This window comes from Cupriavidus sp. HE11 (genome assembly GCF_056097175.1).
The window spans coordinates 2850540-2865152 of the sequence record NZ_CP184464.1 but is presented as its reverse complement, the minus strand read 5'-3'; the positions used below and the strand labels follow the sequence as shown (position 1 = coordinate 2865152).

Here is a 14613-nt window from a genome sequence, read left to right as displayed (position 1 = left end):
CCTATAATTGAAGCCTCATGAAGTGATCCGGAACATGAACAAGGCTTTTGTCAAAGAGTCGTCCAACGATGACGACGACGATCTTCCCGAAGGCGCGACGCCGCTGCCTGCCGGCACCAAGAACTACATCACCGCCGGAGGCTACACGCGGCTGCGCGACGAACTGATGCATCTGATCGATGTGGCCCGTCCGGACATCGTGCAGATCGTGTCGTGGGCGGCGTCCAATGGCGACCGCTCGGAAAACGGCGACTACCTCTATGGCAAGAAGCGCTTGCGCGAGATCGACCGGCGCATTCGCTTCCTGACACGCCGGCTCGACAAGGCCGAGGTGGTGGACCCATCGCTGCAGGGCGACAACGACCAGATTTTTTTCGGCGCCACGGTCACGTATGCCAACCAGTCAGGCGAAGAGACCACGATCACGATCGTCGGCATGGACGAAGTGGACCTGGACAGCAACCACGTAAGCTGGATTTCACCGATTGCCAAGGCGCTGATCAAGGCGCGCGAAGGCGACACCGTGCCGTTGCGTACGCCGGCAGGCATCGAGCAGATCGACATTCTGGAAGTGAAATACCCGGCGAAGGCCCCGCTGTAACAACGGGACGCCAGAGTCGTTTTCCTGGCGTCTCTTAACCGTCGTTGCGGTCGCGGAAGATCCGGATCACATCCGGATTGCGACGCAGCGCGCGCATGACATTGGCCAGGTGCAGACGGTTTTGCACCTGGATTACGAACTGCATGTACGTGGCTTCCTGGTGACCGGCCACCTGCTGCTGTTCCATCGCCACGTGGGCCACGTTGGCGTCGGCTGCGGTCAGGTCGGCGGCCACGCGGGCGACAATGCCCTTCACGTTGCGCACCATGACCTTGATCGACACATCGAAGGCGCGCGTCGTCTTCTTGGCCCACATGACCTCGATCCAGTGCTCGGGGTCCTTGCTGTGCAGGCGCTTGGCCACCTTGCAGTCCTGTACGTGGATCTGCAGGCCTTCACCCTTGCCCAGATACCCGACGATCGAGTCGCCCGGGATCGGACGGCAGCATGCCGAGAAGATCATCGACATGCCTTCGTCGCCGGTGATCGGCACGGCCGGGGCTTCCTCGCCCGCGAACGTCTGCACCGCGGCCAGAAGCGCGCTGTCCACATCGCCGGACAGTTCCTGCAGCAGGATCTCCATGCGCCGCGCCACCACGGCCGGCACGCGCCGGCCCAGCGCCAGGTCGGCGAAGATGTCCTCGCGCACCTTGTTGCCAGTCCACTGGATCATGCGCTCCCACACCGACTGCGGCACCGCCTTCAGTTCGATGCCAAGCTGGCGCGCTGACTGGTCCAGCAGGCGCTCGCCCAGCTGGATGGCCTCGTCGAGCTTGGTGGTCTTCAGGTAGTGGCGGATCGCCGCGCGCGCCTTGCCGGTACGCACGAACGCCAGCCAGGCCGGATTCGGCTTCGAGTACGGCGCCGTCACCACCTCGACGATATCGCCGCTCTTGAGCTCCGTGCGCAGGGGCAGCAGCTCGTTGTTGATCTTGACGGCCACGCACTGGTTGCCCAGGTCGCTATGCACCGCGTACGCGAAGTCCAGCGCCGTGGCGCCACGCGGCAGCGCACGGATATGGCCCTTGGGCGTGAACACGTACACGGCATCGGGGAACAGGTCGATCTTGACATGTTCGAGGAATTCCTGCGAATCGCCAGTCTGGCTCTGGATATCGAGCAGCGACTGCAGCCACTGGTGGGCCTGCTGCTGGATATCGTTGGCATGGTCGGCCTGATGCTTGTACATCCAGTGCGCAGCCACGCCGGCCTCGGCAATCTGGTGCATGCCGCGCGTGCGGATCTGGAACTCCACCGGCGTGCCGAACGGGCCCACCAGCGTCGTGTGCAGCGACTGGTAGCCGTTGATCTTCGGAATCGCGATGTAGTCCTTGAACTTGCCCGGCATCGGCTTGTACAGGCCGTGCAGCGCGCCCATCGCCATGTAGCAGTGCATCTGCGTTTCCACGACCACGCGGAAGCCGTAGACATCCAGCACCTGCGAGAACGACAGCTGCTTGTCGTGCATCTTGCGATAGATGCTGTACAACGTCTTCTCGCGGCCCGACAGTTCAGCCACGATGCCCGCGTCGCCCAGGGCGGCCTGCGCCGCCTCCAGGATGCGCCGGACCACCTCGCGGCGGTTGCCGCGCGCGGCCTTCACGGCCTTTTCCAGCGTGGCGTAGCGGAACGGCGAGCCAACCTTGAACGACAGCTCCTGCAGCTCGCGGTAAATCGTATTGAGACCCAGCCGGTGTGCAATCGGCGCGTAGATCTCCATCGTTTCCAGCGCGATCCGGCGCCGCTTCTCGGGCGGCACGAAATCGAGCGTGCGCATGTTGTGCGTGCGATCGGCCAGCTTGACCAGGATCACCCGCACATCGCGCGCCATCGCCAGCAGCATCTTGCGGAAGCTTTCCGCCTGCGCCTGCTCGCGGCTCTGGAATTCGAGCTTGTCCAGCTTGGTCAGGCCATCGACCAGTTCCGCCACCTTCGGGCCGAACTTCTCGGCCAGCTCGCTCTTGGTAATGCCCTGGTCTTCCATCACGTCGTGCAGCAACGCCGCCATGATGGACTGCACATCGAGCTTCCAGTCGGCGCACAGCTCGGCCACGGCCACGGGGTGCGTGATGTAAGGCTCGCCGCTCTGGCGGTACTGCCCCAGGTGCGCCTCGTCCGAGAACTGGAAGGCTTCCCGCACCACCGCCTGGTCCGCCGGCTTCAGGTAGGCCAGCTTCTCCATCAGCCGCGCGATCGAGATGACCTGCTGCCTTGGCGGTACCGCCGGCTGCGACGTCGGGCCAAAGAAATGCCGGTATGACTGCGCCAGCACGGCGTCGATGAACAGGTCGCCGCCAGGCGTGGCGGGCACGGTGCCAGCCACCGGTTCGGCTACCAGTTCATTGGCCAGCGCCGCACGCGCCTTGCCCTGCTGGATCGGGGGCACGACGGCGCGCTCGCCGACGACGTTGTCACCGAGCGGATCGGGCAGATTGGGAGCACCGGTACGGGCTGTCACGGGAGGAGGTCCGGGACGCTTACGGCCGGCAGGCGCGGAAGGCGCCGGAGGCAGGGATGTGGAGACCGGCACTGCACCGGGCAGCGGTGCACCGGGCGCCACAGGCGTGGCGACCGTACCGGCCGGTGCCGGCACGGCGCCAGGACGCCTCGTCGCCGGCAATGCACGCGAAAGCCCAACCCCGGCGTTGGCCGGGGGAGCAATGGCGGGATCGGTCGGCGACGAAGGCATGGCAGCCCCTGGAATTCAACCGGATGCGCGGCTGGATGCGTACGCACGCGAAGCATGAATGAACCACGGGCCGCCCTGGCAATCAGGTCGGTACCTTCTTCAGCATCTCGATACCCACCTGCCCGGACGCGATTTCACGCAGCGCCACCACGGTGGGCTTGTCCTTGGCCTCGACCTTGGGCGTGTGGCCTTGCACGAGCTGACGTGCACGGTAAGTCGCGGCGAGCGCGAGCTCGAAGCGATTCGGGATGTGTTTCAGACAATCTTCGACGGTAATACGCGCCATATCAAATCCACCTTGGGATAGAACCTGTTCGACAGGCCAGCATTTTACAGCACGCCGCCGGAATCTTCCGGCAACGGGCCTGCCTTCAATGAATGCCGAGCTCGATAAACAGCTCGGCGTGACGGGCCTTCTGCGACGAAAAGCGCAAACGGGTCGCGTGAACGACGTTTTGCAGCTGCTTCAGCGCGTCCTCGAAGACCTCGTTGATGATCACGTAATCGGACTCCGAAGCATGGGCCATTTCGCTACCGGCGGCGAGCAGGCGGCGCACGATCACGTTCGGCTCGTCCTGGCCGCGCTTCTTGAGCCGGTCTTCCAGCGCCGTCAGCGACGGCGGCAGAATAAAGATCTCCATGGCGTTCGAAAAGCGCTGGTGCACCTGCTGGGCGCCCTGCCAGTCGATTTCCAGCAGCACGTCGTTGCCCTGGGCCATCTGCTGCTCGATCCAGACGCGCGAGGTGGCGTAGTAGTTGCCATGCACTTCGGCCCATTCCAGGAATTCGCCGCGGTCGCGCGCGGCACGAAATTCCTCGACCGTGGTGAAGTGGTACTCGCGGCCGTTCTGCTCGCCCGGACGCGGCTTGCGCGTGGTGTGCGAGATCGACAGGCGGATGGACTTGTCCTGCGCCAGCAGCGCATTCACCAGCGTGGATTTGCCGGCCCCGGACGGGGCCACCACCATGAACAGGTTGCCCGGATAGGCGGTATCGATGGCGGTGTGGGTGGTGTCGCTCATGATCTTATTCGAGGTTTTGAATCTGTTCGCGCATCTGCTCGATCAGGAGCTTGAGCTCCATCGACGCATCGGCGAGTTCCTTGGCAGCGGCCTTCGAGCCCAGCGTGTTGGCCTCGCGGTTCAGCTCCTGCATCATGAAATCCAGGCGCTTGCCGACCTGGCCGCCCTTCTTCAGGATATGCCGGGTTTCGTTGAGGTGGGCCTGCAGGCGCGACAGTTCTTCGGCGATATCGATGCGGATGCCGTAGACCGTGGCTTCCTGGCGGATGCGCTCGGCCACTTCTTCGCGGCTCATCGACGGCATGCCGTTCGGCGCGGCCAGGTTGAAGGCTTCCCGCAGGCGCTCGGTCAGCTTTTCCTGATGGTGGGCGATCAGTTGGGGGATCATCGGCGTCAGGCGCTCGACGATGGCCAGCATGGCGTCGATACGCTCTTCAAGCGTGGCCTTGAGCGCCGCGCCCTCGCGGCTGCGCGCCTCCAGCAGTTGCTTCAGCGCCTTGCGTGCGGCGCCCGTCACCGCTTCGCGCAGGGCTTCCTGCGACAGTTCGGGCTCCACCAGCACGCCGGGCCAGCGCAGGATCTCGCCCATGCGCATGGTGCCGGCGCCGGCGAACGTGGCTGCCACGGTGGATTCCAGTGCGCGGATCTGGTCCAGCAGCCCCTGGTTCAGCGCCAGTGTGGCGCCGCCCGTGTCGGTGCGCTGCAGGTTGATGCGGCATTCGAGCTTGCCGCGCGACAGCTCGCCCATCAGCATTTCACGCAGTGCCGGCTCGAAGGCGCGGCACTCTTCCGGCGCGCGGAACAACAGGTCGAGAAAACGCGAATTGACAGTGCGGAATTCCACGGAAACCGAAGCCGTGCGGCCGCTGGGTTCGCCCTGGGCGTTGGTCAGCGGTGCCTGGCGGGTAGCCAGGCCATAGCCTGTCATGCTGTGGATCATCGTCGTTAATCTCGCGAAAGAGTCGAAAAATCAGGATTCGGTGCGAAAGCCGGGGCCGGCGGCCCGGCCAGCGCGGCCGTACAGGCGGTAAATCGCCCGAAAAATCAATGGGAAAGCGGCGGTCGGAAAGCGCGGAGTTTTGGCAACAGTCCCCGCTAATGATTTCTTTACAAGTGACCGATTAGCCCGGAGAATCCGGGAGCAAATGAGGTCCCGAATCCTATGACAGAGTCCAAGGGCGCCAACCAACCCAAGAGCGCGCCGCTCCCTATCGGCACGCTGCTTGCCAACTACCGTATTGTAAAGAAGTTGGCCAGCGGGGGGTTCAGTTTCGTCTACCTTGCCACCGACGAGACCGGCGCACCGGTTGCCATCAAGGAATACCTGCCGTCCTCGCTGGCCCGCCGCAGCCCCGGCGAGCTGATTCCTGTCGTCCCTGACGAAAACGCCGCCTCCTTCCGCCTGGGCCTCAAGTATTTCTTCGAGGAAGGCCGTTCGCTGGCCCGTATTTCGCACCCGAGCGTGGTTCGCGTGGTGAACTTTTTCCGCGAGAACTCCACGGTCTACATGGTGATGAACTACGAGCTGGGCAAGACACTGCAGGAGCATATCCTGCAGGCCCGCCAGCAAGGCAAGCCGAAGGTGCTGCGCGAGCGCTTCATCCGCAAGGTCTTCCACGACCTGATGAGCGGCCTGCGCGAAGTGCATATTCACAAACTGCTGCACCTGGACATCAAGCCCGGCAATATCTACCTGCGCGAGGACGAATCGCCGATCCTGCTCGATTTCGGTGCCGCCAGGCAGATCCTGACCATGGAAAACGCGCGCTTCCAGCCGATGTACACCCCCGGCTTCGCGGCGCCCGAACTCTATGGCAAGCATTCCGAACTGGGCCCGTGGACCGACATCTACAGCCTGGGGGCCACGCTGTACGCGTGCATGGCCGGCATGCCGCCACAGGAGGCCAACCAGCGCGAAAAGGAAGACCGCATGGCCGAATCCTTCTCGCGGCTACGCGCCACCTACACCAACGGCCTGGTGGACCTGGTCGAGTGGTGCCTGCGCCTGACACCGTCCGAACGGCCGCAGAGCGTGTTCCGGCTCCAGAAGGAACTGCGCGACCAGAGCAATGCGCTGGGCGAGCAATCGGCCGCCGCGGCCGCCAGCGCACCGGTTGCGCCGACTACCGAGCGCGTCAATGCCACCAGCCGCTTCATGACGCTGCTGCGCCGCCGCGAAGACAGGAACATCGACAAGCCGACCGCCGCAAAGCCCGTACACGCCGAGGAAACCGGCCGAAGCGGCGACTAACGCACGAACCGACACGAATTACCGCAATGCGATTCTCCGTCTACCAGGAAAGCCGGAAAGGCGGCCGCCGGATCAACCAGGACCGCATGGGCTACTGCTTCACGCGCGATGCCCTGCTCATGGTGCTGGCCGATGGCCTCGGTGGCCACGCCTTTGGCGAAGTCGCCGCGCAACAGGCGCTGCAGACGCTGGCCCGCCAGTTCCAGTCGCAGGCCCGCCCGTCAATCCGCAACCCTGCCGATTTCCTGCAGGACACGGTCATGCTGGCGCATCGCGAGATCCACCGTTACGCCGAAGCCAACAAGCTGGCCGACGTGCCCCGCACCACGGTGGTCTGCTGCCTGATCCAGAACGGCCAGATCCACTGGGCCCACGCTGGCGACTCGCGCTTCTACCTGATGCGCAAGGCCGCGCTGCTGACGCGCACACGCGATCACTCGAAGATCGAGAACCTGCTCCAGCAGGAACGCGTGCTGCCCTTCGAGGTAGCCAACCATCCGGAGCGCAACAAGCTCTACAACTGCCTGGGTTCGCCCAACCTGCCGCTGATCGATATCGGCGGCCCGGTGCGGCTGGAGCCGGGCGATGTGGCGCTGCTGTGCTCGGACGGCCTGTGGGGCGTGCTGGACGAAAAGGTCATTGTCGACAAGGTGACCCACCTGTCGGTGGTGCATGCCATTCCCGACCTGATCGAGCAGGCGCTGGCAAATGCCGGCGAAGGTGCCGACAACACCACAGCCATCGCCATGATGTGGGAAGCCGACGGCACCGTGCCCAACGAGGAAGCGGTTCTGACCGACACGCTGCCGCTGAACGCCTTCACGACGTCGATCCTGGAGCGCACCGGCACCGAGACCGACCTGCTGTCCGAGGAAGAAATCGAACGCTCGATCGCCGAGATCCGGGCGGCTATCGACAAGACCTCGAATCTGATGCGCTGAAGGCATCCGGGGGGACACCGCCGGGCGCACGATGCGCCCGACGGCGTTAGAATCGCGGTCTTACTCGATTCCAACGAAAGATTCCCCATGCGACCCAGCGGACGCGCGGCCGACGCGCTGCGACCCATCAGCCTGACCCGTCACTACACCCGCCATGCCGAAGGCTCGGTACTGAGTGCCTTTGGCGATACCAAGGTGCTGTGCACGGCCAGCGTGCTGCCCAAGGTGCCGCCGCACAAGAAGGGCAGCGGCGAAGGCTGGGTCACCGCCGAATACGGCATGCTGCCCCGCGCCACGCACACGCGTTCGGATCGCGAGGCCGCACGCGGCAAGCAGACCGGCCGCACCCAGGAAATCCAGCGCCTGATCGGCCGCGCCATGCGCTCGGTGTTCGATCTGGCCGCCCTTGGCGAATATACGATCCATCTCGATTGCGATGTGCTGCAGGCCGACGGCGGCACGCGCACCGCCGCCATCACGGGCGCCTTTGTGGCTGCCCACGACGCCATCGGCACCATGCTGCGCGACGGCCTGATCCAGGCCAGCCCGATCCGCGACTTCGTGGCAGCGGTATCGGTCGGCATGGTCGATGGCGTGCCGGTGCTCGACCTCGACTATGCCGAGGACAGCACGTGCGACACCGACATGAACGTGGTGATGACCGGCAGCGGTGGCTTCGTCGAAGTCCAGGGCACGGCCGAGGGCGCGCCCTTCAGCCGGGCCGACCTCGACGCCATGACGCGCCTGGCCGAAGCCGGCATCGCCGAACTGGTGCGCCACCAGAAGCAGGCGCTTGGCCTCTGATTGCGGGAGGGATTTGACGATGCAACGCCTGGTCCTGGCCTCCAACAATGCCGGCAAGGTGCGCGAATTCAGCGCGCTGCTGTCGCCACTCGGGTTCAATGTCGTGCCGCAGGGCGAACTTGGTATTCCGGAAGCCGAGGAGCCGTTCGTCACGTTCGTCGAGAACGCGCTGGCCAAGGCCCGCCATGCCAGCCGCCTGGCGGGCATGCCGGCGCTGGCCGATGACTCGGGCATCTGCGTCGACGCCCTCGATGGCGCACCGGGGGTCTATTCGGCGCGCTACGCACAGATGGTGGGCAAGCCGAAATCCGATGCCGCCAACAACGCGCACCTGATCTCGCAACTGGCCGGCAAGCTGAACCGCCACGCCCACTATTACTGCGTGCTGGTGCTGGTGCGCCATGCCGACGATCCGCGCCCGATCATCGCCGAAGGCACCTGGGCGGGCGAAGTCGTCGACGCGCCACGCGGCGCGGGCGGCTTTGGCTACGACCCGCACTTCCTGCTGCCCCGGATCGGCAAGACCGCCGCCGAACTGACGGCGGACGAGAAGAACAACATCAGCCATCGCGCGCTGGCCCTGCAAGGGCTGGTGGCAAGGCTGCAGGCGGCGAGTCTCAAGGTAGGCGCATGATCCCGATCATCCCCGCCGGCAGCAGCAAGCCGGCCGAAGTGTCGCCGGCCGGCAACCAGCAACTCTGGCTCAAGCCGGGCCAGATCGCCCTGCCCGGCTCGCCGCCGCTGTCGCTGTATGTCCATATCCCCTGGTGCGTGCGCAAATGCCCGTACTGCGATTTCAATTCGCATGCGGCGCCGGGCAAGAACGACAGCCACGACATCCCCGAAGACATCTACCTCGATGCGCTGCGCGCCGACCTGGAACAGTCGCTGCCGCTGGTATGGGGCCGTCCCGTGCATACGGTATTCATCGGCGGCGGCACGCCGAGCCTGCTGTCGGCGGCCGGCATGGACCGCCTGCTGTCCGACATCCGCGCCCTGCTGCCGCTGGACGCCGATGCCGAGATCACGATGGAGGCCAATCCCGGTACGTTCGAGGCCGAGCGCTTCGCAAGCTATCGCGCCAGCGGCATCAACCGGCTGTCGATCGGCATCCAGAGCTTCGATGACCGGCACCTGCAGGCGCTGGGCCGTATCCACGGCGAACGCGAAGCACGGGCGGCGATCGACATCGCGCTGAAGCACTTCGACAACGTCAACCTGGACCTGATGTACGCGCTGCCGGGCCAGACCATCGACGAATGCGTGCGCGACCTGGAGGCCGCGCTGTCCTATGGCACCACGCACCTGTCGCTCTATCACCTGACGCTGGAACCGAACACGCTGTTCGCGAAGTACCCGCCGGCCCTGCCGGACGAGGACATCGCCTACGAGATGCAGGACATCATCGAAGCCCGCACGGCGCAGGCCGGCTTCCGCCACTACGAAACGTCGGCCTATGCCAGGCCCCATCGCGAGGCGAAGCACAATCTCAATTACTGGCGTTTCGGCGATTACTTGGGTATCGGTGCAGGCGCGCACGGCAAGCTGTCGTTCCCGAACCGGATCCTGCGCCAGATGCGCCACAAGCATCCGGCCACGTATATGGAACAGGCCATGGCCGGCAATGCCGTGCAGGAAGCGCGCGAAGTGGGTGCCGATGAACTGCCGTTCGAGTTCATGCTCAACGCGCTGCGGCTGACCGATGGCGTGCCGGCGTCAAGCTTCCACGACTACACCGGCCTTCCCTTGCACACCATCAGCAAGCAATTGGCAGCGGCGGAAAAGAAGGGCCTGCTCGAAGCAGACCCCACGACGATCAAGCCCACTGAACTGGGTCGCCGATTCCTCAATGACCTGCAGGAGATGTTCCTGAAGGACTGAGTGCGAGATAGTATTTCGACGAGGTTTCGACAGTGCCAGCAAAAAAGCGCCACACCCATAACAGGCGTGGCGCTTTTACTATGTGCTGCGAAGACTGGCCAACGCTCAGTACGCGGTCGCCATGTCGTTGGCAACGCGGGCGCGGTCACCCACGCGCAGGTTGCCAAGATTGCTCTGCGTGACCGTGGCCACTCGGCCGTCGTCGAGGCGCACGTTCACGCGATACGCGGTCGAGGTATTGCTGCCGGCGCGCTTCTCGATCTGGTTGCCCGCCACGGCGCCGCCCACGGCACCGACGATCGTGGCGGCGGTCTGTCCGCGCCCGCCGCCGATCTGGTGGCCGAGCAGGCCGCCAGCCGCACCGCCGATCACGGTGCCCAGCAGCCCCGAGCTACCCTGCGTCGACTGGATCGGCTCGATCGATTCCACGCGCCCGGTAAATACCGAACCGGCCGGCGCCTGGTAGCTGTTGGTGCCCGGCTGCTGATAAGCCTGCGGCGGCGGCGCCGTGTTGTAGTTGCCATAGCCGCCGTAGCCGGGCTGCGCGCAACCGGCCAGGCCCGCGGCCAGCGCCAGTGCGCCCAGGCTGCCAAGCGCCAGCCACGACCTGGATGTGTCCTTGTTGTCCTTGTGTAGTTCCATAAGCAATTCTCCTCTGATGGCTGTTTGAGGCTGTTTGAAAAGGTGAAGCTGCGGGGCGGATGCGTCAGGCATATGCCCGCAAATCGACCTTTCTAGGAACCTTACAGCCCCAACATGGTTCCGCGCTGTCCGACAAACACCGACAATTTCGCCAGTCCATGGCGCATTCCGGCCAACGCAACAACGGACGGCTCAACCATGCCATCCGGCATGCGCAGGATGCGCGGCACACTGTCAGCACACTGTCCGGCGCCGCGACCTTGTATAATGCGCGGCCGGGCATGGCGGATGACACGCCGCAGCGCCCGGCATCCAATCCGAAAGGAAGCGTGGCCGAGTGGTTTAAGGCAGCAGTCTTGAAAACTGCCGATGGGGTGACCCATCCGTGAGTTCGAATCTCACCGCTTCCGCCAAGACAAATGAAAAATGCCGCAGCACCGCTCCGAACTGGAGCCAGTGCTGCGGCATTTTTTGTTGGGCGGCCGCCCAGGGGCGGCCAGGCCAGCGATCAGTCCGACTGGTACTTCGGCGAGCGCGGGCCGTACAGGATGCCGTTGGGCGTGCCCGCCGACAGCAGGCGCGCGCTGGTGGCGCCGGCTACGGGATAGCTGGCGTCGGTCAGGTGGTTCACTGCCTGGTTGATGGCTGCCGTGACCAGCATGCCGATCAGGCCACCGCCACTGTTGCCGCTGTCCTTGGCCGCCACGGCGGTGCCGCTCCACAGCTCGTCGCCAGTCTTCAGGTCCACCAGCTTTGCATTCGCGGCCACGCGGGTCACGCTGCTCAGCACCTGGTAGCGTGACCCGTAGTCGGTCACGGTCACATACAGCGCCGCGTCGGCACCGAAGATCTCGCGAAGCTTGGTCACCGGCACGGTGTGGATATCACCAGGCACGGTCAGGCCATTCTGGCGGAACGTTTCGTCGACCAGCGCCACCGGCAGCACGTAATAACCCGATTCGGCCAGCGGATACGTCGCCTGCGACAGCATTGCGTACGTGGCCTTGATGTCAGGCGACTCGTTCAGCGGCGGCAGCACCACGATCGACCGCGGGCGGGCTGCCTTGAACGCCGCATAATCCACCTGCTTGGCCGGCACGGCGCAACCGGCGAACAGCATGACGGTGCCCAGGGTAGCGATATATGTCAAAAGGCGACGCATCATTTGGTGCTCCCGGCAGTGACGTCAGACTTGGCCGCAGCCGTGGTTTCCAGCCTGGCTTGCGGTGCGGCGGCGCCAACTTCCTTGCGCTCGTCGGTCTTCATGTTGCGCATCAGGAAGTCCATGTACGGCGTGGACTCCGGGAACAGCGTCTTTTCGGTCTGGAATTCATTGACCATCTGGTCGCCCTTGCCCACGTTCAGGTAGAGCATGCCAAGCTGGGCGTGATAGCCGGGCGGCACCGTGCCCCCCTTGGCCTTGATCTTTTCCAGGCCGCTTTCCAGCTCGGTGATCTGCGCTTCCTTCGACTCGCCCTTGAAGTATTCGTAGACCTGCGACTGATAACCTTCCCACTGGTACATCGACTGCGGACCGGCGCAGCCGGCCAGCAGCCCTGCCGCCGACAAAAACGCCGCATTGCGCAGCGTGACCCATTGCTTCATTTTTTTCTCGCTTGTTGATGAAGATTTACTGCTGACCCGGCTTCCAGGCGCCGCTCTCGATCGCGTTGACCATATTGTTCACGGCCTCGCGCATGGCCAGGTCCATTACCTTGCCGTTGAGCGTGGAGTCGTAGCTAGCCGTTCCGCCAAAACCGATCACTTCACGGTTCGACAGCTTGTATTCACCAGCACCCTGCGTGGAGTACACGACTTCCGAGGTGGTGATATTGACGATGTTCAGGTTCACCTTGGCGTAGGCCACCTGCTCGCGGCCACGGCCCAGAATGCCGAACAGCTGCACGTCGCCCACTTCCTTGCGGCCAAACTCGGTGATATCGCCGGTCACCACGAAATCGGCACCCTTGAGCTTCTGGGCCTGATTCTTGATGGTGGCCTCGCGCTTGATCTCGTCGAGGTTTTCACGCTCCAGCACGTTGAAGCGGTTGGTCTGCTGCAGGTGGGTCACCAGGCTGGTCTTGGCCTGGCCGCTCAGACGGTCGATGCCATCCGAGAACACGCCGCGCATGTAATTGGAGCGGTTGTCGAACTTGCCCACCGCGATGGGCGTGCGCACGCCGTTGAACGGGCGGCTCGCGCTTTCCACCTTCTGCACCGGCAGTGCGGTCGACGTTTCGGTTGCGCAACCGGCCAGGCCCATGGCGGCCACGATACCGGCCAGGCAGCAGCTCTTCAGATTCCTCACTTCTATTTCTCCAGGTAGCGTCACAAGTCGGCGAACTTGCCGACTCGGCAAAATGGACCAGCGGCCCAAGTACATCAATAGCAAAGGGACGAAATCTTACTGACTCAGATCAAATTTGTCAGATTTTCGCCTGCAGCCATTGACGTGTTGCTGCCCAGATCGTTATCGGGAATGTTCTGCGATTGTTTAGGCCGCAGGCGCCACTCCCCCACTTCAGTCGGGAGTCGGGCACCCATCGGCCAGCCATCCCGCGCCCAAAGAAAAACCCCGCCATCAGGCGGGGCCAATTTCCAACGACTTCCTTGGAGGGATTCTGTATGGCAAAGCCGCCCACAGGCGGCCGACGCCGTTATTCGGCAGTGATCTTGCCCTGCTCGATCACGGTCTTCCAGCGCTTGAGTTCCTGGTTCTCGAACTCCGCAAACTGGTCCGGCGTATTCGCGACCACCTCGAAGCCCTGCTCGCTGAGCTTCTTCTGCATGCCCGGGTCCTTGAGCGCGCCGACGATGGCGCCGTGCAGGCGGGTCTTCACGTCAGCCGGCAGCCCCTTGGGCGCGGCCACGCCCTGCCAGGAATACACGTCCACGCCCTTGACGCCGCCCTCAGCCATGGTCGGCACGTTCGGCAGTACCGACGACCGATTGTCGGAGGTCACGGCCAGCGCCTTGAGCTTGCCCGTGCGGATATGCTGCAGCACTGCATTGATGTTCTGGAACGACACATCCACCTGGCCGGCCAGCAGGTCGGAGATGGCAGGCGCACCACCCTTGTAAGGCACGTGCAGGCCCTCGGTACCGCTCTTCTGCCAGAACAGCGCGGCCGTCAGATGGTCGGACGAACCGGCACCCGAACTGGCAAACGACACCTTGCCCGGGTTCTTCTTCATGTAGGCCACCAGATCCTGCAGCGACTTGGCCGGAAAATTCGGATTCGCCACCAGCACGTTCGGCGCGCGCACGGCCACCGTCAGCAGGTCGAAATCCTTGGCCGGGTCGTACTGGAGGTTCTTCTGCAGGAACGGATTCACCGCAAAAACGCCAATCGAGGCCACCAGCATCGTGTAGCCGTCGGCCGGGGCACGCTTGACGAACGTGGCACCGATGGCGCCGGTGGCGCCCGGACGGTTGTCCACCACGAACGGCTGGCCGAGCTTTTCATTGAGCGGCTGAGCCAGCAGGCGTGCGATGGTATCGGTGGACCCACCGGCCGGGAAAGGCACCACGACCGAGACCGCGCGTTGCGGCCAGGCCGTGCCCGAGGCCACTGCGGCGCCGCTGACCGTGATGCCGGCTGCCAGGGCAACGGCCACGCCGGCCAGGCGGCGCAGCCATGTGGAAGCGAAAGCCGCGCGCGGGGCGGCCGTGAAGGTGTTGACCATGTTGTTGTCTCCTGCTTTGAACGAAAGCTGTGCTGCTTTTCTGAATGTGCGGCAGCCCTGTGCGGTGCCGCCGCGTGCAAGCGGCCGATACGCCGA

At 64.3% G+C, this 14613-nt stretch carries 15 protein-coding genes and 1 tRNA gene; 7 read left to right on the top strand and 9 right to left on the bottom strand.

Going from position 1 to position 14613, the window contains the following annotated elements; all coding sequences use genetic code 11:
- Positions 1-34: 34 nt before the first annotated feature.
- Positions 35-601 (top strand): transcription elongation factor GreB, encoded by a 567-nt coding sequence (greB, locus tag ACOABP_RS13280; RefSeq protein ID WP_474225525.1) that lies wholly within the window; start codon positions 35-37, stop codon positions 599-601.
- Between the two features lie 34 nt (positions 602-635).
- Here greB and ACOABP_RS13275 read toward each other — a convergent pair whose 3' ends face one another.
- The 4 genes from ACOABP_RS13275 to ACOABP_RS13260 all read right to left on the bottom strand — a co-directional run bounded on the left by ACOABP_RS13275 (position 636) and on the right by ACOABP_RS13260 (position 5252).
- The gene (locus ACOABP_RS13275; RefSeq protein ID WP_474225524.1) at positions 636-3059 is read right to left on the bottom strand and encodes a RelA/SpoT family protein; all 2424 of its coding nucleotides are present in this window, start codon (positions 3057-3059) and stop codon (positions 636-638) included.
- A gap of 313 nt (positions 3060-3372) precedes the next feature.
- The gene (gene rpoZ, locus ACOABP_RS13270) at positions 3373-3576 is read right to left on the bottom strand and encodes a DNA-directed RNA polymerase subunit omega (protein WP_006578656.1); all 204 of its coding nucleotides are present in this window, start codon (positions 3574-3576) and stop codon (positions 3373-3375) included.
- Between the two features lie 85 nt (positions 3577-3661).
- Positions 3662-4312 carry a guanylate kinase gene (gene gmk, locus ACOABP_RS13265; protein ID WP_474225523.1) on the bottom strand — a complete coding sequence of 217 codons (651 nt, stop codon included), beginning with the start codon at positions 4310-4312 and terminating at the stop codon, positions 3662-3664.
- 4 nt (positions 4313-4316) lie between these two features.
- Positions 4317-5252: a YicC/YloC family endoribonuclease gene (locus tag ACOABP_RS13260; protein ID WP_474225521.1), complete on the bottom strand. Its 936-nt coding sequence runs from the start codon at positions 5250-5252 to the stop codon at positions 4317-4319.
- Positions 5253-5474: 222 nt separating this feature from the next.
- Here ACOABP_RS13260 and ACOABP_RS13255 point away from each other — a divergent pair, with 222 nt between their 5' ends.
- The 5 genes from ACOABP_RS13255 to hemW all read left to right on the top strand — a co-directional run bounded on the left by ACOABP_RS13255 (position 5475) and on the right by hemW (position 10189).
- Positions 5475-6563 carry a serine/threonine protein kinase gene (locus ACOABP_RS13255; protein ID WP_474225519.1) on the top strand — a complete coding sequence of 363 codons (1089 nt, stop codon included), beginning with the start codon at positions 5475-5477 and terminating at the stop codon, positions 6561-6563.
- Between the two features lie 26 nt (positions 6564-6589).
- Positions 6590-7504, top strand: coding sequence for a PP2C family protein-serine/threonine phosphatase (locus ACOABP_RS13250; protein WP_474225518.1), 915 nt, complete (start codon positions 6590-6592; stop codon positions 7502-7504).
- A gap of 87 nt (positions 7505-7591) precedes the next feature.
- Positions 7592-8308 carry a ribonuclease PH gene (rph, locus tag ACOABP_RS13245; protein ID WP_474225516.1) on the top strand — a complete coding sequence of 239 codons (717 nt, stop codon included), beginning with the start codon at positions 7592-7594 and terminating at the stop codon, positions 8306-8308.
- Positions 8309-8327: 19 nt separating this feature from the next.
- The gene (rdgB, locus tag ACOABP_RS13240; protein ID WP_066739059.1) at positions 8328-8942 is read left to right on the top strand and encodes an RdgB/HAM1 family non-canonical purine NTP pyrophosphatase; all 615 of its coding nucleotides are present in this window, start codon (positions 8328-8330) and stop codon (positions 8940-8942) included.
- The gene (gene hemW, locus ACOABP_RS13235; RefSeq protein WP_474225514.1) at positions 8939-10189 is read left to right on the top strand and encodes a radical SAM family heme chaperone HemW; all 1251 of its coding nucleotides are present in this window, start codon (positions 8939-8941) and stop codon (positions 10187-10189) included. The genes rdgB and hemW overlap by 4 nt, the downstream gene beginning before the upstream one ends.
- Before the next feature lie 105 nt (positions 10190-10294).
- Here the strand turns inward: hemW and ACOABP_RS13230 are convergent, their stop codons facing one another.
- Positions 10295-10831 carry an outer membrane lipoprotein gene (locus ACOABP_RS13230; RefSeq protein ID WP_474225512.1) on the bottom strand — a complete coding sequence of 179 codons (537 nt, stop codon included), beginning with the start codon at positions 10829-10831 and terminating at the stop codon, positions 10295-10297.
- A 323-nt stretch (positions 10832-11154) separates the two neighbouring features.
- Here ACOABP_RS13230 and ACOABP_RS13225 point away from each other — a divergent pair.
- A tRNA-Ser gene (locus ACOABP_RS13225) sits at positions 11155-11244 on the top strand.
- Positions 11245-11339: 95 nt separating this feature from the next.
- Here ACOABP_RS13225 and ACOABP_RS13220 read toward each other — a convergent pair.
- The 4 genes from ACOABP_RS13220 to ACOABP_RS13205 all read right to left on the bottom strand — a co-directional run bounded on the left by ACOABP_RS13220 (position 11340) and on the right by ACOABP_RS13205 (position 14517).
- A complete protein-coding gene (locus ACOABP_RS13220) occupies positions 11340-11996 on the bottom strand; it encodes a DUF799 domain-containing protein (RefSeq protein WP_474225510.1) in 657 nt (218 codons plus the stop codon).
- Positions 11993-12436, bottom strand: coding sequence for a DUF4810 domain-containing protein (locus tag ACOABP_RS13215; protein ID WP_474225508.1), 444 nt, complete (start codon positions 12434-12436; stop codon positions 11993-11995). The genes ACOABP_RS13220 and ACOABP_RS13215 overlap by 4 nt, the downstream gene beginning before the upstream one ends.
- Before the next feature lie 25 nt (positions 12437-12461).
- Positions 12462-13094 carry a CsgG/HfaB family protein gene (locus ACOABP_RS13210; RefSeq protein ID WP_066739064.1) on the bottom strand — a complete coding sequence of 211 codons (633 nt, stop codon included), beginning with the start codon at positions 13092-13094 and terminating at the stop codon, positions 12462-12464.
- Between the two features lie 394 nt (positions 13095-13488).
- Positions 13489-14517: a Bug family tripartite tricarboxylate transporter substrate binding protein gene (locus ACOABP_RS13205; protein ID WP_474225507.1), complete on the bottom strand. Its 1029-nt coding sequence runs from the start codon at positions 14515-14517 to the stop codon at positions 13489-13491.
- Between the last annotated feature and the right edge of the window lie 96 nt (positions 14518-14613).